Source organism: Pseudomonas sp. GW821-FHT02A08 (genome assembly GCF_059422045.1).
Map to the genome: position 1 here is coordinate 1 of NZ_JBWKWD010000046.1, position 16,393 is coordinate 16,393.

Annotated in this window: 17 protein-coding genes and 1 tRNA gene; 5 read left to right on the top strand and 13 right to left on the bottom strand. The window is 59.0% G+C overall.

What is annotated here, in order from left to right; translation table 11 throughout:
* Window positions 1-512: 512 nt before the first annotated feature.
* The 5 genes from AC07W4_RS24515 to dapA all read right to left on the bottom strand — a co-directional run bounded on the left by AC07W4_RS24515 (window position 513) and on the right by dapA (window position 4,202).
* Window positions 513-602, bottom strand: a tRNA-Ser gene (locus tag AC07W4_RS24515).
* Between the two features lie 83 nt (window positions 603-685).
* On the bottom strand, window positions 686-1,399 hold the full coding sequence (purC, locus tag AC07W4_RS24520; RefSeq protein WP_495034314.1) for a phosphoribosylaminoimidazolesuccinocarboxamide synthase: 714 nt from the start codon (window positions 1,397-1,399) through the stop codon (window positions 686-688).
* A gap of 28 nt (window positions 1,400-1,427) precedes the next feature.
* On the bottom strand, window positions 1,428-2,186 hold the full coding sequence (locus AC07W4_RS24525; protein WP_008050753.1) for an MBL fold metallo-hydrolase: 759 nt from the start codon (window positions 2,184-2,186) through the stop codon (window positions 1,428-1,430).
* 4 nt (window positions 2,187-2,190) lie between these two features.
* Window positions 2,191-3,306 carry an NlpB/DapX family lipoprotein gene (gene bamC, locus AC07W4_RS24530; protein ID WP_008050751.1) on the bottom strand — a complete coding sequence of 372 codons (1,116 nt, stop codon included), beginning with the start codon at window positions 3,304-3,306 and terminating at the stop codon, window positions 2,191-2,193.
* A 17-nt stretch (window positions 3,307-3,323) separates the two neighbouring features.
* Entirely contained in the window at window positions 3,324-4,202 is an 879-nt protein-coding gene (gene dapA / locus AC07W4_RS24535; protein WP_008050749.1) for a 4-hydroxy-tetrahydrodipicolinate synthase, read from the bottom strand.
* A 328-nt stretch (window positions 4,203-4,530) separates the two neighbouring features.
* Between dapA and AC07W4_RS24540 the strand changes: the two genes are divergently transcribed.
* Together AC07W4_RS24540 and AC07W4_RS24545 are read left to right on the top strand one after the other, a co-directional pair.
* Complete coding sequence (locus AC07W4_RS24540; RefSeq protein ID WP_007979776.1) at window positions 4,531-5,091, top strand: glycine cleavage system transcriptional repressor; 561 nt, start codon at window positions 4,531-4,533, stop codon at window positions 5,089-5,091.
* A gap of 10 nt (window positions 5,092-5,101) precedes the next feature.
* Window positions 5,102-5,575 carry a peroxiredoxin gene (locus AC07W4_RS24545; RefSeq protein WP_008050748.1) on the top strand — a complete coding sequence of 158 codons (474 nt, stop codon included), beginning with the start codon at window positions 5,102-5,104 and terminating at the stop codon, window positions 5,573-5,575.
* Between the two features lie 144 nt (window positions 5,576-5,719).
* Here the strand turns inward: AC07W4_RS24545 and AC07W4_RS24550 are convergent, their stop codons facing one another.
* Together AC07W4_RS24550 and AC07W4_RS24555 are read right to left on the bottom strand one after the other, a co-directional pair.
* Window positions 5,720-6,790, bottom strand: a complete 1,071-nt coding sequence (locus AC07W4_RS24550) for an AI-2E family transporter (protein ID WP_008050747.1) — start codon at window positions 6,788-6,790, stop codon at window positions 5,720-5,722.
* A gap of 31 nt (window positions 6,791-6,821) precedes the next feature.
* A complete protein-coding gene (locus tag AC07W4_RS24555) occupies window positions 6,822-7,061 on the bottom strand; it encodes a sulfurtransferase TusA family protein (protein WP_007996208.1) in 240 nt (79 codons plus the stop codon).
* A gap of 98 nt (window positions 7,062-7,159) precedes the next feature.
* On the opposite strand from AC07W4_RS24555, the gene AC07W4_RS24560 reads away from it, so the two are divergent.
* Entirely contained in the window at window positions 7,160-8,593 is a 1,434-nt protein-coding gene (locus AC07W4_RS24560) for a M48 family metalloprotease (RefSeq protein ID WP_008050746.1), read from the top strand.
* Between the two features lie 76 nt (window positions 8,594-8,669).
* Here AC07W4_RS24560 and AC07W4_RS24565 read toward each other — a convergent pair whose 3' ends face one another.
* The 4 genes from AC07W4_RS24565 to rpoE form a co-directional block, all read right to left on the bottom strand.
* A complete protein-coding gene (locus tag AC07W4_RS24565) occupies window positions 8,670-10,094 on the bottom strand; it encodes a DegQ family serine endoprotease (protein WP_008050744.1) in 1,425 nt (474 codons plus the stop codon).
* A 178-nt stretch (window positions 10,095-10,272) separates the two neighbouring features.
* Window positions 10,273-11,232 (bottom strand): MucB/RseB C-terminal domain-containing protein, encoded by a 960-nt coding sequence (locus AC07W4_RS24570; RefSeq protein WP_008050742.1) that lies wholly within the window; start codon window positions 11,230-11,232, stop codon window positions 10,273-10,275.
* Window positions 11,233-11,240: 8 nt separating this feature from the next.
* A complete protein-coding gene (locus AC07W4_RS24575; protein WP_008050741.1) occupies window positions 11,241-11,828 on the bottom strand; it encodes a sigma-E factor negative regulatory protein in 588 nt (195 codons plus the stop codon).
* A gap of 31 nt (window positions 11,829-11,859) precedes the next feature.
* Window positions 11,860-12,441: an RNA polymerase sigma factor RpoE/AlgU gene (gene rpoE / locus AC07W4_RS24580; protein ID WP_003172477.1), complete on the bottom strand. Its 582-nt coding sequence runs from the start codon at window positions 12,439-12,441 to the stop codon at window positions 11,860-11,862.
* Between the two features lie 552 nt (window positions 12,442-12,993).
* On the opposite strand from rpoE, the gene nadB reads away from it, so the two are divergent.
* Window positions 12,994-14,610, top strand: coding sequence for an L-aspartate oxidase (gene nadB / locus AC07W4_RS24585; RefSeq protein ID WP_008050737.1), 1,617 nt, complete (start codon window positions 12,994-12,996; stop codon window positions 14,608-14,610).
* Here the strand turns inward: nadB and AC07W4_RS24590 are convergent.
* Entirely contained in the window at window positions 14,579-15,031 is a 453-nt protein-coding gene (locus tag AC07W4_RS24590; protein WP_495034315.1) for a protein YgfX, read from the bottom strand. The genes nadB and AC07W4_RS24590 overlap by 32 nt on opposite strands.
* Complete coding sequence (locus tag AC07W4_RS24595; protein ID WP_007979797.1) at window positions 15,015-15,269, bottom strand: FAD assembly factor SdhE; 255 nt, start codon at window positions 15,267-15,269, stop codon at window positions 15,015-15,017. The genes AC07W4_RS24590 and AC07W4_RS24595 overlap by 17 nt, the downstream gene beginning before the upstream one ends.
* Window positions 15,270-15,418: 149 nt before the next feature.
* On the opposite strand from AC07W4_RS24595, the gene ygfZ reads away from it, so the two are divergent.
* The gene (gene ygfZ / locus AC07W4_RS24600) at window positions 15,419-16,360 is read left to right on the top strand and encodes a CAF17-like 4Fe-4S cluster assembly/insertion protein YgfZ (RefSeq protein ID WP_495034316.1); all 942 of its coding nucleotides are present in this window, start codon (window positions 15,419-15,421) and stop codon (window positions 16,358-16,360) included.
* Window positions 16,361-16,393: the final 33 nt, after the last annotated feature.

Sequence of the window (16,393 nt, forward strand, 5' to 3'; positions counted from 1 at the left end):
CTCCACAAGCACCCACACGAATTGCTTGATTCAGTTGTTAAAGAGCGGTTGGTTAAGAGCTTTCGTCTCAACCGAGGTGCACATCTTACAGCGCATCTTTTCAATTTGCAACCTTAAAAGTTTCTGATTTTTCAACAAAATCAACCACTTAAACCAAGAGCCACATCAAACTGCTCGTTAGCGGGAGGCGAATAGTACAGCATTAAAAACCGTGGTCAACCCCCCACCTGAAAATTCTTCTTCCTTACCAAAGCGCCCGGGTTGCCACCACGAGAACCTACAGCATCTATATAAAGCACCGGGACAGCAGCGAACCCAATCCACGTCACCTGGACATATAGATACAACAATGATGAGAAAGCCCTACGGCAAATGGATACTCAGGGACCCCAAGAGCATGACGGGTATCGCGCCAAAAATGCCGGGACACGAAATGCCCCCGATCAATGCGACAGAAACGAAAAAGCCCCTGAAACGTTTAACCATTTCAGGGGCTTAGTCTTATTCAATAATGGCGGAGAGATAGGGATTCGAACCCTAGGTACCGGTGAAGGTACAACGGATTTCGAATCCGTCCCATTCGGCCACTCTGGCATCTCTCCAACGGCGCGCATCATAACAACACTTTCGCAGGAAGCGAACCCCCTAAGCGAAATATTTCTGTGCTATCAGATGCTTGCGTCGGTTAAAGCGGTACGCCCAGACGATTGGCGACTTCTTCGTAGGCTTCGATGACGTCACCGAGGCCCTGACGGAAGCGGTCCTTGTCCATTTTCTTGCCGGTGGCCTTGTCCCACAGACGGCAGCCATCCGGACTGAATTCGTCGCCCAGCACGATGGAGCCATCGTGGAACACGCCGAACTCCAGCTTGAAGTCGACCAGCAGCAGGCCAGCGTCGTCGAACAGCTTACTCAGGACTTCATTGACCTTGAGCGACAGCTCTTTCATGCGAACCAGTTGCTCGGCGGTGCCCCAACCAAAGGCCACGACGTGGGATTCGTTGATGAACGGGTCGCCCTTGGCGTCGTCTTTCAGGAACAGTTCGAAGGTGTAAGGGTTGAGTTTCATGCCCTCTTCGACACCCAGACGCTTGACCAGGCTGCCGGCTGCGTAGTTACGCACGACGCACTCGACCGGGATCATGTCGAGCTTCTTCACCAGGCATTCGTTGTCGCCCAGCAATTTGTCGAATTGGGTCGGCACGCCAGCCGCTTCGAGCTTCTGCATGATGAAGGCGTTGAACTTGTTGTTCACTATGCCTTTGCGGTCGAGCTGCTCGATACGCTTGCCATCGAACGCCGAGGTGTCGTTGCGAAACAGCAGGATCAAACGGTTAGCGTCGTCGGTCTTGTAAACCGACTTGGCTTTGCCGCGGTAGAGTTCTTCACGTTTTTCCATGATGGGCTCCGCTTGCTAAGTAGATGGGCTAGGCGATGTGACGCCAGTCGAGCCCTGAATCTTGATCGGCCAGTTGCAGCCAGTCCGGGTCGCACCCGAGGGTGTCGACAAAACATTGCCGGGCCAGCCGCGGCAGGTTGTTCTTGCTGCTCAGATGGGCCAGGACCAGGTGCTGCAGGTCTTTCCAGCCCAGCTCGGCCACCAGGAATGCCGCCTGGTGGTTATTCAGATGTCCCAGTTCACCGCCCACCCGTTGCTTGAGAAAGTACGGGTAATGACCGCGAGCCAGCATGTCACGGCAGTGATTGGACTCGATCATCAACGCATCGAGGTCCCGATAGCCGTCCAGCACCTTGTCACAATACGAACCCAGGTCGGTCAACAGGCCGAAGCGCCGCAAACCGTCACTGAAAACATATTGCGTCGGTTCCTGTGCATCGTGGGCCACGGCAATGACACCGATGCTCAAGTCGCCGATTTGCAACTGCTCGCCGCCGGCCAGAAAGCCTGCGGGTTCAATCGGTTTGCGCATCCCGCGCAAGGTCCCGCGACTGAGGTAGACAGGCAGATTGTAGCGCCGAGACAGCAAACCCACGCCATGCACGTGGTCGGCATGTTCGTGGGTCACGAGTATCGCGCTCAGCTGCGCAGGGCTCACACCCAGGCGCAGCAGGCGTTTTTCGGTTTCCCGCAGGGAAAAACCACAATCCACCAATACGTACGTATCAGCGCTGGCTATCAGCGTGCCGTTCCCTTGGCTACCGCTGCCGAGAACGGCAAAACGCATGTGATCAGCCCAGGTTGTCCTGAATCACGCTCAACACCTTACGCGCCACATCTGCCGGCGCCACGGTGTTGATGTTTTTCTCGACCGTAACCTGGACGTTCTCGCCAACCTTGCTCAGGCGAACCTGATAACGCTCGGCACGGGCTTCACGCTCTTCCTTGCTCGGCGCACTGCCGAACAGGCTGCTGAAGAAGCCTGGCTTGTCGTCTTTGCTCTCGGCTTTTTCGGCCAGGTTGATGTAGTACAGGCCCAAGCTGCGGTTGATGTCTTCGACACGCCATTCGCCTTGCTCCAGTGCACGACCAACGCTCGACCAGGCACGATCCAGGTCGGTGCCGACGTTCAGCACAGGGTTGCCGCTGCCGTCTTCACTCAGGCTGACACGACTTGGCGCGTCGAAATCACGGGAAGCCAGCATGGAGACCGAACCGCCCTTCTCGGAGATACGGCTCATGCTCGCGAGCATGTCGTCGACCAGTGCCGCGTCCAGGCCAGTGTTGACCGAACGATTGGTGAAGGCCACGTCGGCGGTGCTGCCGGCAGGACGTTCGGCGCTGACCACGTAGACTTCACTGGTGTTGCGCTGCACGCCCGGCTCGATGCGCACCCGCACGCGGGTTTCGCTGTCCGTGCTGACGCCGGCCGCGCCCAGGCGCTTGGCCATGGCCGCGGACAGTTCGTCGGAATGCTGCCAGGTCGTGGTGAACTCGCCGGTTTGCGGACGCTGTTCATCCAGACGGAAACCGTTGTCCTGGAAGAACTGAACGGCCACGGGCCAGATTTCAGCCGGCGGATTCTGCGCCAGGATGGAGCTGGTGCCGCCGCTCTTCTGCAGGGAGTAGGCACTGGCGTCGGCACCCGCGGTCAGCGGTTGCGGCCGAGGAACGATGTATTCGCCCTTGGCGGTGTCATCGGCCACGTTGCGCGGGATCGGCAACAGCGGATCCAGACGCTTGGCGGTGTGGATATCCTGCGGTATTTGCATCGGTGCAGTCTGTTGCGCTTCCAGGTAATCGCTACCACGGTCACGGAAATAACCTTCCGGGCCCCAGATCCATCCACAGCCACTGGTGCTGGAGATAATCAAGGCAAGTGCGGAAAGTCCGGCCATTCGCTTCATGCGTTGTACTTCCTCAATTAAACCAGGACGCCGCACTGGCGCAGGGCCGTGCGCAGCGTTTCGTGACAAGGTGTGCTCAGCCAGGTCAACGGCAGGCGAATGCCTTCGTGCATCAGGCCCATTTCAACCAAAGCCCACTTCACCGGAATCGGGTTGGCTTCGATGAACAGGTCCTTGTGCAGCGGCATCAGTTTTTCGTTGATTGCCCGTGCAGTCTCGGCATCACCCTTGAGGGCGGCCTCGCACAGATCGGCCATTTCACGCGGCGCGACGTTGGCGGTGACGGAGATGTTGCCCTTGCCGCCCATCAGGATCAGCTCGACCGCGGTCGGATCATCGCCGGAAAGGACGATGAAGTCCTTGCTTACGCCGTCGAGGATGGCCTTGGCGCGCTTGAGGTCGCCGGTCGCTTCCTTGATACCGATGATGTTCGGCACGGTGGACAGTCGGATCACGGTTTCGGCCTGCATGTCGCAGGAGGTGCGGCCGGGAACGTTATAGAGAATCTGCGGGATGTCGACCGATTCGGCGATGTGCTTGAAGTGCAGGTACAGGCCTTCCTGGGTCGGCTTGTTGTAGTACGGCACTACCAGCAGGCAGGCATCGGCGCCGGCTTCCTTGGCATTACGGGTCAGTTCGACGGCTTCGCGGGTCGAATTGGCACCGGTACCGGCGATCACCGGAATACGACCGTTGACCTGCTTGACCACGGCACGGATGACTGCGATGTGCTCGTTGACGTCGAGGGTTGCCGATTCGCCGGTGGTGCCGACGGCGACTATGGCATGGGTGCCGTTTTCAAGGTGGAAGTCCACGAGTTTGCTGAGGCTGTCCCAGTCAAGACGCCCCTGTGCATCCATGGGTGTGACCAGTGCCACCATACTGCCCGCAATCATGAAACCGCTCCTGCCGGAAAAAGAGAGCCGTAATGGTACTGGCGCCAAGATGCTTGCACAAGCGAAGTACTGTGCTGCCGCCATTCCCCTTGGCGCCGGTTTTCGCTACCCTTCAGACTTTGATCGGTACAGACAAGCTCGTGCGTCGGGTTTCAGCCTCCATTTTCGGCATCACAAGCCCTGATCCAGCGTTGCCGCCTCTCGCTCCCGCCCTGCCGGAGCACGTCGCAACCTGCCTTCCGGGGTTTTCTGAATTCGCATCCGCAGGCTCGCTCCCGGCAAAACGCCTTCTGGACGTACCGACCGCTCATCGCTTTAGGAATGCTGCATGTCCACCCCCACAGTTCGCGAACAATTCCTTGTTATCAGTGCCCTCGGCGCCAACCCCATGGAGCTGACCAACGTCCTGTGCCGCGCCAGCCATGAAAACCGCTGCGCCGTTGTCACCTCTCGCCTGACCCGCCATGGCGAATGCAGTGCCCTGGTACTGGAAATCTCCGGTAGCTGGGATGCCCTGGCACGCCTGGAAGGCAGCCTGCCGGTTTTGGCCAAGCGGCATGCCTTCACGGTCAACGTGGTGCGCAGCGCGGCCCTGGAAAACCGCCCACAGGCCCTGCCGTACGTCGCTTATGTCAGCTCGGCCTACCGCTCGGACATCATCAACGAGCTGTGCCAGTTCTTCATGGACCACAATGTCGAGCTGGAAAACCTGACCTGTGACACCTACCAGGCTCCGCAGACCGGCGGCACCATGCTCAACGCCACGTTTACCGTGACCTTGCCGGCCGGCGTGCAAATCAGCTGGCTGCGCGATCAGTTCCTGGATTTTGCCGACGCGCTGAACCTCGATGCCCTGATCGAGCCCTGGCGCCCACAGAACCCAATGTAAGGAAGCTTTCATGGCCGTTGCCATCGACCAACCGGTTGCCGATTTCCAAGCCCCCGCCACCAGCGGGCAGACCGTCAGCCTGGCGGGCCTGAAGGGCAAGCAAGTGGTGATCTACTTCTACCCCAAGGACAGCACCCCGGGCTGCACCACCGAGGGGCAAGGCTTTCGTGATCAGTACGCTGCGTTCAAGGCCGCCAACACCGAAGTGTTCGGCGTGTCTCGCGACAGCCTGAAATCCCACGAGAACTTCAAGTGCAAACAGGAATTCCCCTTTGAGCTGATCAGCGACAAGGACGAAGCCATCTGCCAACTGTTCGACGTGATCAAGCTGAAAAAGCTCTATGGCAAGGAATACATGGGCGTGGATCGAAGCACCTTCCTGATCGACAAGAATGGCGTGCTGCGCCAGGAGTGGCGTGGTGTGAAGGTGCCAGGGCATGTCGATGCTGTTTTGGCGGCGGCTCAGGCCCTCGACAAAGCCTGACTCATATAGCGCCTATCCGGACGCTTTCGCGGGCAAGCCCGCTCCCACATTGGACCTTGTTCGCCTGAACAACTCGGTCAACTGTGGGAGCGGGCTTGGTCCGGGCGGCGTTCCGACGAAGAGGCCATCAGCCTCACCGAAGAATTAAAGCAACGGCGCCACCTCCGGCTCCTTGCGCGGCCAGGCGTCCAGCACGGCCTTGAACAGCGTCGCCAGGGGAATCGCGAAGAACACCCCCCAGAATCCCCACAACCCGCCAAACAACAGCACTGCGCAGATGATAACCACCGGGTGCAGGTTGACCGCCTCCGAGAACAGCAAGGGCACCAGCACGTTGCCATCGAGCGTCTGAATGATCCCGTAGACCGCCATCAAGTAGATGAACTGATCGCTCCAGCCCCACTGGAACAGTGCAATCAGAAACACAGGCACGGTCACCACCACGGCGCCGACATAAGGCACCACCACCGAAATCCCCACCAGCAGGGCCAGCAGCGCCGCATAGTTGAGCTCAAGGACAACGAAGGCGATGTAGGTCACGCCTCCGCAAATGAAGATTTCGATGACTTTGCCGCGAATATAGTTGGCGATCTGCCGGTTCATGTCATGGGCGACCCGAGTGATCAACGCCCGCTCACGGGGCAGGTATCCGCGCACCCACTGGCCGATCATGGCCCGATCCTTGAGAAAGAAGAACACCAGGATCGGCACCAGCACCAGGTAGATCATGATGTTCACCAGCAATGGCAGGCTCGACAGCGAGAACGTGAGCGCCCACTGACCAAACTTGCCGATTTCGCCCCGCGCCACTTCGATGGCCCGCAGTACTTGCTCATCCGATACCAGGTGCGGATAGCGCTCGGGCAGCAACAGCAATATCGACTGCCACTTGGCAAGCATGCCGGGCAACTCGTTGAACAACGTGATCAGTTGGTGCCACAGCAACGGCACGACAACCACGATGAATACCAGCAACAACCCCATGAACAACGCAAAAACCAACCCCACCGCTGCCCAGCCCGGCACGCGCAGGCGCTCAAGGGCCACCACCAGCCCCTGCATCAGGTAAGCCAGCACCATGCCGGCGAGCACCGGCGCCAGCATACCGCCCAGGGTCAGTACGACGGTGAATGCCAGAAACAGCAGGACAGCCAGCACCACCGCTTCTTCATCGGAAAAATAGCGCTGAATCCAGTCGCGTAACACTTTGAACATCAATAATCCTTAGGAGCAAACGCAGCCGATTTCAGGCTTTTTTCAACCAGTAGCGGTAAACACCCGCATCATCTTCTTCACGAAGCAGGGTATGACCGGCCAATCGGGCAAAGGTGCGAAAGTCGCGCTGCGAACCCGCATCGGTGGCGATGACCTTGAGTACCGCACCACTGGCCAGCCGGTTGAGCTCCATCTTGGCCTTGAGCAACGGCAACGGACAATTCAGGCCACTGGCGTCCAGTTCAACGTCATGCTCTACAGCGTCGGTCATTGCATCACTCCGGGTCAGGTGGTTGAGTTGCCTAGAATATCTGGTCGCAACGTCGGTGTCCGGCTACAGTAAGGTCTTTGTCGACTAAGGCTTTGTGCATGACATTTTTGCGCCCTACCCTGCTGACGCTCGCTTGCCTGCTCGCCTCACCGGGCTTCGCCGACGACCTGCCGTCACTCGGCGACGCCAGTTCTGCCATTGTCTCACCGCAACAGGAATACCAGCTCGGCCGTGCCTGGCTGGCCATGTTGCGCAGTCAGGTTTCGCAGCTCAACGATCCGCAACTCAAGAATTACGTGGAATCCAGCGTTTACCGACTGGTCGAGACCAGCCAGGTCACAGACCGGCGCCTGGAATTCATCCTGATCAACAGCCCGCAGCTCAACGCCTTTGCGGCACCCGGCGGGATCGTCGGGGTGAACGGCGGCTTGTTCCTCTATGCCCAGACCGAAGGCGAATACGCTTCAGTACTGGCGCACGAATTGGCTCACTTGTCGCAACGCCACTTTGCCCGAGGCGTCGAAGCGCAGCAACGCATGCAAGTACCCATGATGGCTGCATTGCTGGCGGGTATCGTGTTGGCAGCCGCAGGTGGCGGTGATGCCGGGATTGCAGCCATTGCCGGCACACAGGCCGCAGCCATCCAGGAACAGCGGCGATTCTCCCGCCAGAACGAGCAGGAAGCCGACCGTATCGGCATCCTCAATCTGGAAAAGGCCGGTTACGATCCCCGCTCGATGCCAACGATGTTCGAGCGCCTGGGGCGTCAGTACCGCTACGATGCCAAGCCACCGGAATTTCTGCTGACTCACCCGGTCACCGAATCGCGCATCGCCGACACCCGCAACCGCGCCGAACAGTTTCCAGCGGGCGGTATCGAAGACAGCATGCGCTACCAACTGATCCGCGCACGCGTACAGCTGATCTATGAAGAAACCCCGGGGCTTGGCGCCAAGCGCTTTCGCGCACAGCTCGACGAGAACCCGAAAAACGACGTGGCTCGCTACGGCCTGGCAATCGCCCAGATCAAGGGCGGCCAACTGAACGAAGCACGGGAAAACCTCAAGCAGTTGCTGGCCAAGTCACCCAACGAAATCATCTACAATCTGGCTCAGGTCGATCTGGACATCACCAACAATCGCCTGGCGGACGCCCAGTCCCGGGTTGACCGGTTGATGGGCCAATACTCTGGCAACTACCCGCTGAACCAGATGCGCGTCGACCTGCTGCTCAAGCAAAACCGTACCGCGGATGCGGAGAAAGCCCTCGAAGGCCTGCTCAAGTCGCGCCCGGATGATCCGGACGTGTGGTATCAGGTTGCCGAAACGCGCGGCCTGTCGGGCAATATCATTGGCCTGCATCAGGCTCGCGCCGAGTACTTTGCACTGGTCGGCGACTACAAACAGGCCATTCAGCAACTGGACTTCGCCAAACGCAGGGCTGGCAGCAACTTCCCGCTGTCTTCGCGGATCGACGCGCGACAACGCGAGCTGATGGAGCAGGAGCGCATGATCAAGGACATGATGGGCTGACGCCCCGACGACAAAAAGTCCGGACACAAAAAAACCGCCTCTTTCGAGGCGGTTTTTTATTCAACCAACAACCGGATTATTCAGCCAGCTTGAAGGTGATGAAGCTGGCACGCCCCTGACGCAGTACCCGCATCGACACCGAGCGGTTCTTTGGCAGCGCCTTGGCGATGTCCGCGAACTCCTTGGTGGAACCGATGGCCTGGTTGTTCAGGTGGGTGATCACATCACCCGGCTGCAAGCCGATCAGAGCGGCAGGACCGTCCTGCACCTCCTTGATCAGCACACCACCTTTGAGGTCGTAGGTTTTCTTCTGCTCGTCAGTCAGCTCGACCACGGAAACTCCGAGACGATTGCTGCTGCGCTCGATGCCGGATTTTGGCAGCGCATCCAGCTCCTTGCCTTCTTCCGGAATCGCGCCGACCGTCAATTCGACATTCTTGCGCTTGCCGTCACGAATCACTTCCAGATCGGCCTTGGTGCCAGCCTTCAACGCGCCAACAAGGTGCGGCAGGTCGGCCGACATCACGATTGGCTGACCGTTCATGCTCAGGATCACGTCGCCCACTTGCAGGCCACCCTTGGCAGCCGGACCATCATCCTGGATCTGGGCCACCAGCGCACCGGCCGGTTTCTCCAGACCGAACGACTCGGCCAGGTCCTTGCTCACTTCCTGAATCACGACGCCCAGCCAGCCACGACTGACCTTGCCACCGGATTTCAGCTGATTGGAAACATCCATGGCCACATCGATCGGGATTGCAAACGACACGCCCATGAAGCCACCGGAGCGGGTATAGATCTGCGAGTTGATCCCGACCACTTCCCCGTTGAGGTTGAACAGCGGGCCACCGGAGTTACCCGGGTTGATCGGCACGTCGGTCTGGATGAACGGCACATAGTTTTCGTTCGGCAGGCTGCGACCAACGGCACTGACGATGCCTTGGGTCACTGTGTGGTCAAAGCCGAATGGCGAGCCGATCGCGACAACCCATTGGCCAGCCTTCAGGTCCTGGGATTTACCGAGCTTCAGTACCGGTAGATCCTTGCCTTCGATTTTCAGCAGCGCCACGTCGGAACGTGGATCGGTACCGATCAACTTGGCTTTCATTTCGCTGCGATCGGCCAGGCGGACGAGGATTTCGTCAGCATCGGCGATCACGTGGTTGTTGGTCAGGATATAGCCATCGGAAGAGATGATGAAACCCGAGCCCAGGGAGGTTGCCTCACGCTGACGGTCACGAGGTGAGCGCGATTGTGGCGGCATGCCCCGTTCGAAGAATTCGCGCAGCATTGGCGGCAAGCCTTCGAGGTCGGGCATTTGCTGGCTGACTTTGCGGTCCGGCAGCTTTTGCGTGGTACTGATGTTTACGACCGCAGGCGAGGCCTGTTCGACCAGTTGCGTAAAGTCAGGCAATTCGACCGCCTGGACGGTGACCGCCTGACCGAGCACCAGCACGGTGGCAATAATGGAGAGGTAGGACTTCAAGCGAGGTATCGACATACGGCTCCCGTTACGACGAGCATGGTTAAGCGATATGGAGCAAGGAACACCGGGAACAATACGCCGGTATTTTTGTTCCGGGAACAACAAACAAGGCCAGAGCCGAGGGGCTCTGACCTATAAGAAATTTCCGGGTTTTTTGCAAATTGAAATGCTCACGAAACATTTCGAATTCAGCTCACTGCTTGGTTGCAGTGGTGTCGGTGCGCATCGAAAGCGCTATCCGTTCAGCGGTACCGACCGGTATCTCGCCGACGACCGTCACCATCATGTCGCCCTGTGCCGTGGCCAGGCGCCGGGAAACCGCAACGGTCGGCCCCAACTGAGTACGGGTGTCGGTGACTGTTGCGCCATTCAACGGCTCGAGGAATACCGAAAAGCGCGTCAGACCATCGTCATACATCAGGCTGTTGACCTGGGTCTTGGTCTGCGGATCCTTGCGAGCGGTGCTGCTGGTCAACTCGAAGCCGGGCGGCAACCAGTCGGAACGCCAGACCTGGGCAGACTTGACGGCAGAAGCCTTGTCACTCTCGAGGTTGACCGGCTTGCAATCATTACTGGCCTGCAGGTCTTTTTCGGAAGGAACGTCAGCGGTATCCAGTTGCGTGAACTGAAAGCGCTCCAGCAACCGCCCCTTGTCGTCCAGTAGCAAGGACTTCAGAGGCAGGCCGGTCTCTTTATCCAGATGCAGTTCAAAGCCGTAGCGGTGCTGATCGCGGGGTTTGAGCGATACGATCACCGCCGGACGCCCGGCGACACGCGACTTGCCGATGACGGCGAGGTCATACCAATTCTTGAGCTTTTGAGGATCGAGTGCACGGGCAGCGGAGTTCGGGGAGTCCCCAAGCCCGGCTATCAGTGTGCCGCTGACACATTGGGTTTGCCCATCAATGCGAACGACTTCCTGAGCGGAGCCGTCGAGCTGGATCAATCGCTCTCGGACCTTTCCATCCTGGACCAGGTGCCAGATGTTATGGGTAGAAAAACTACCGTTACGCTCGTAGACGAAAGTACCCTGAAAGCTTTGCTGCTGCTCTGCCTGGCCCAGGCGGGTCAACCAGTCCTGGGCATCATCAGCTTGGGCTGGAACGATGAACCAGCCGCTGAGCAGAAGCGAAAGTAGAGGTATGGCGCGCATGATCCTCCTTAACGGTTTTCCAGACTTGCGGCACGAGCGTACGGTAGAGCGCTCTCAGTGCCTTTCAGTGCAGCCTGTTGTGCGTGTTGGCGCAAGTAACCTGGCAGACGCTGATCGTGCCAGCCTGGCTGACCTTGCAATACGCCGTTGGCCATTGGGCCGGTAGCATCCGAACTCTCATTGTAGCCTGCCAGAACGGCTGGGCCTTTTACTTGAGGAGCGGCCAGCGCGGGTTGGGTGGATTGCTGGGCCAATTCGACGCCGGCGATCTCATCCTGGTTGTACAGACGCACACCGGCCAGCACCGCCAGGGTCACGGAAGCTGCGACCGCCAGACGACCCAGGCTGCGCCACGGACCACGGGAAGGTTTTGCCGGTACGGCTTCGTCAGCCAGGGCAGCAGAAACAGCCGCGGCGATGTCCAGGCGTGGAAGCAGCAGATCCTTGTGCATCACTGCCCGAGCGATCTGGTAACGAGCCCAGGTTTCACGGGTTTCAACATCGTCACAGGCATTCAATACCCGACGCAATTCCAATTCGTCCGCTTCGTTATCCATCACTGCGGACAGCGATTCCTGCAGGGCTTCACGACTCATGGCGTTCCTCTCTTGGCTGTCGCCGCTGTCTTTAGTTTTCCTGCAACAACGGCTGCAGGGCTTTGTCGATGGCCTCCCGGGCGCGGAAGATCCGGGAGCGCACGGTGCCTACCGGACATTGCATGACACTCGCAATGTCCTCGTAACTCAGACCATCAAACTCACGTAAAGTTAAAGCCGTACGCAAATCTTCCGGCAGTTGCTGAATGGTTCGATGGACGGTGCCTTCGATCTCATCCCGCAGCAAGGCCCGCTCTGGCGACTCGAGATCCTTGAGGCCATGATCGCCATCGTAGAACTCTGCATCCTCGGAACTGACATCGCTATCCGGCGGCCGACGGCCGCGTGAAACCAGATAGTTTTTCGCCGTGTTGATGGCGATGCGGTAAAGCCACGTATAAAACGCGCTGTCTCCGCGAAAATTTCCAAGTGCACGGTATGCCTTGATAAAGGCTTCTTGTGCCACATCCTGGGCTTCATGGGTGTCGTGCACGAAACGCACGATCAACCCGAGAATTTTGTGCTGGTATTTCAGCACTAGCAGATCGAAAGCACGCTTGTCGCCGCGCTGAACGCGTTCGACCAGTTGCTGATCCTCTTCCTGGGTTAGCATGAACACTCCTCGATGAGCTCGGAGGAGGCTTGCAGAAGTAAACCACCAGACTTGCAAACATAGACTCGTGCTTTTCGCAAAAGTTCTCCCCCTCCAGGCAAGTTTCCTGCGGGCTCTGATTTGGCACGCACGAAAAGCGCAGCACGAGTTGACCCGGCTGCGCGGATAATCTTGTCATCGGATTCTTCAGCAAGGACAGAACTGCAATCCCCACTGAAACCGACACTGTCCCTTGTTTCAGGCATCCGTCTATTGATCTTGGCCCTTTGGCAAAAGTTCCAAATATTTATAGCCGTACCAACCCGACATTGTGCAACCGTGAAGGGAAAAAGACTGTTAAATCGGCGATACAGTCATTCTCGCGCCCAACGGGCAGAAAAACATCCGACGAAGCGACCGGTGTTTTGCGTCACGGTAGTTTCACAATGCCATGCCAGCTCGGGTATTGTGCCGCTCCCCCCCTCTATATACTAGTGGGCTGTGCGGCTTGCATTGACTCGACAATCCAGCTGCGCCAACCCCGACCCGGGTCGCTTTGAGCGGAATCCTGAAATGAGCCAACAGTTTCAACACGATGTTCTGGTAATTGGCAGCGGTGCTGCCGGCTTGAGCCTTGCGCTGACCTTGCCCGGTCATTTGCGCATTGCCGTTCTGAGCAAGGGCAACCTCGCCAATGGCTCGACGTTCTGGGCCCAGGGCGGCGTTGCGGCCGTGCTGGACGACACCGACACCGTTGAATCCCATGTCGATGACACCCTCAATGCCGGCGGTGGCCTGTGCCATGAGGACGCCGTGCGTTTTACCGTCGAGCACAGCAGGGAAGCGATTCAATGGCTGATCGACCAGGGCGTGCCCTTTACCCGCGATGAACACTCGAGTAACGAAGATGGCGGGTTCGAGTTCCACCTCACCCGCGAAGGCGGCCACAGCCATCGGCGCATCATCCATGCCGCCGATGCCACCGGCGCCGCCATTTTCACCACCCTGCTCGACCAGGCCCGGAAACGACCGAACATCGAGCTGCTGGAGCAGCGGGTGGCGGTTGACCTGATCACCGAGAAACGCCTGGGACTCGAAGGTGATCGCTGCCTCGGCGCCTATGTGCTCAATCGCGGCACCGGCGAAGTCGACACCTACGGCGCCCGCTTTGTGATCCTCGCCTCCGGTGGTGCGGCCAAGGTTTACCTCTACACAAGTAACCCTGACGGCGCCTGTGGCGATGGCATTGCCATGGCCTGGCGCTCGGGTTGCCGGGTGGCGAACCTGGAATTCAACCAGTTCCACCCTACTTGCCTGTATCACCCGCAAGCCAAGAGCTTCCTGGTCACCGAGGCCCTGCGTGGCGAAGGCGCCCACCTGAAGCTGCCCAACGGCGAGCGCTTCATGCCACGCTTCGACCCACGGGCCGAGTTGGCGCCACGGGACATCGTCGCCCGGGCCATCGACCATGAAATGAAGCGACTGGGTGTCGATTGCGTCTACCTGGACATCAGCCACAAGCCCGAAGCCTTCATCAAGGCGCACTTCCCGACGGTGTACGAACGCTGCCTGGAATTTTCCATCGACATCACCAAACAACCGATTCCGGTGGTCCCGGCAGCGCACTACACCTGTGGCGGCGTGATGGTCGATCAACAGGGTCGTACCGATGTGCCGGGGCTGTATGCCATTGGCGAAACCAGTTTCACCGGCCTGCATGGCGCCAACCGCATGGCCAGCAACTCGCTGCTGGAATGTTTCGTCTATGCCCGCTCGGCGGCCGCGGACATTCTCGAACAGTTGCCCCGGGTGCCGATGCCGGCCCCCCTTCCCGTCTGGGATGCGAGCCAGGTCACCGATTCCGATGAAGACGTGATCATTGCGCACAACTGGGATGAACTGCGGCGATTCATGTGGGACTACGTTGGCATCGTGCGCACCAACAAGCGTCTGCAACGGGCGCAACACCGCGTGCAACTGTTGCTGGATGAAATCGACGAGTTCTACAGCAACTACAAGGTCAGCCGGGATTTGATCGAGTTGCGCAACCTGGCCCAGGTGGCCGAGCTGATGATTCTGTCAGCCATGGAGCGCAAGGAAAGCCGTGGCCTGCATTACACCCTCGACTACCCGGACATGTTGCCGGTCGCTCTGGACACTATTCTGGTGCCGCCCACCTACGTCGGCTGAATTTGAGCCGGACCCGCAGGCGTCGGTGCACATCCGCCGCCTGCGCATCCCTGGGTACGCAAATGGCCCGGACCCGGCGCTCGTCACGCAGTCGAAAACGCAGCACCACCACCAATGGCAGCGCCAGGCTGTCCGGTCTCAGTTGCACGGGCTGCCACCCCCCGGCTCGACTCCACAACTGCCAGCCATCGGCATCGCGCCGCAAGCCGCAGAATGCCTGTGGGTGCGTCAGCAAAATCTGACGCGGCAGCACCCAAAAGCCATGCAGCAGACAGCCAAAAACACCGAGCAAACTGGCCCAGACCGGAATTGACAGTAAAAACAACGAACCCAACGCGAACAGCTGGGCCAGGAGATACGCCGCCAGCAACTGCCGCGAGGCATGCCAGCGGCATTCGAACCCGTTACTTGGGCTGGACACGGTCCAGGATCATGCGAACCATGCGTTGCAGCTCGGGATCTTCCGATTCGCTGCGTTCCATGAACCAGCCGAACATGTCCTGATCCTCACACGTCAGCAGTCGGACGTACAACGCGCGATCCACTTCGTTGAGCGTTGCGTAAACCTCTTTCGTGAACGGCACCAGCAACACGTCAAGCTCAAGCATGCCACGGCGGCTGTGCCAAAAGAGGCGGTTCAGTTCAACATCTTCGACCATGGAGCGCTCCTCAAATAGGCCGCAAGTATACAGGCCCGCGCACCGTCGAACAGTCGGCTTTGGTCGGGCACCGACGAACCTTTGTTAACTACCCATTTCCAAGGCAGCCCCTTATGATGTCCTCCAGACTTTTTACCCTGCGATGACCCATGGCCGATTCTGCTTTTTTCTGCACTCTTTCTCATGAAGGCGTTCTCGCGGTCCGCGGCGCGGACGCCAGCAAATTCCTGCAAGGCCAACTGACCTGCAACCTCAATTACTTGAGCGATACCCGGGCCAGCCTCGGTGCGCGCTGCACGCAAAAAGGCCGGATGCAATCGAGTTTCCGCATCCTGCTCGAGGGTGACGGCGTGGTCCTGGCCATGGCCAGCGAATTGCTCGAACCGCAACTGGCGGACCTGAAAAAATACGCGGTGTTTTCCAAGTCGAAACTGACCGACGAAAGTGCCGCTTGGGTCCGCTTCGGCGTTGACCATGGTGATGCCGCACTGGTCAGCATCGGCCTGGACCTGCCGGCAGAAACCGACAGCGTCGTGCGCAACGATGGGCTGATTGCCATCCGTGTCTCGCCTGAACGCGCCGAACTGTGGGTCGCCGCAGGTCTTGCCGACGCGGTCAAAGGCAAGCTTTCGGCAGTGCTGAGCGAAGGCGATCTGAATCAATGGCTGCTGGGCCAGGTCCGCGCAGGGATCGGTCAGGTCATGCCCGGCACCCGCGAGTTGTTCATCCCGCAGATGCTCAACCTGCAAGCGATCGGTGGCGTGAGCTTCAAGAAAGGTTGCTACACCGGGCAGGAGATCGTCGCGCGGATGCAGTACCTGGGCAAACTCAAGCGCCGCCTGTATCGCCTGCAACTGGCTGCCGGCGAACTGCCTGAACCGGGTACCCCGCTGTTTTCCCCGACCCATGGCAGCTCCATCGGCGAAGTGGTGCTGGCTGCCCGCGCCGGACAGACCATTGAACTCCTGGCTGTGTTGCAAGCCGAAGCAGCAGAAAGTGGAGATATCCACCTGGGCGCGCTCGAAGGGCCGGCCTTGCAGCTGCTCGACCTGCCTTATGAACTGGACCGCGATCGCGAAATCCAGCAATAACGGCAGCACTTGGCGCAACACCTAGAGAGATTA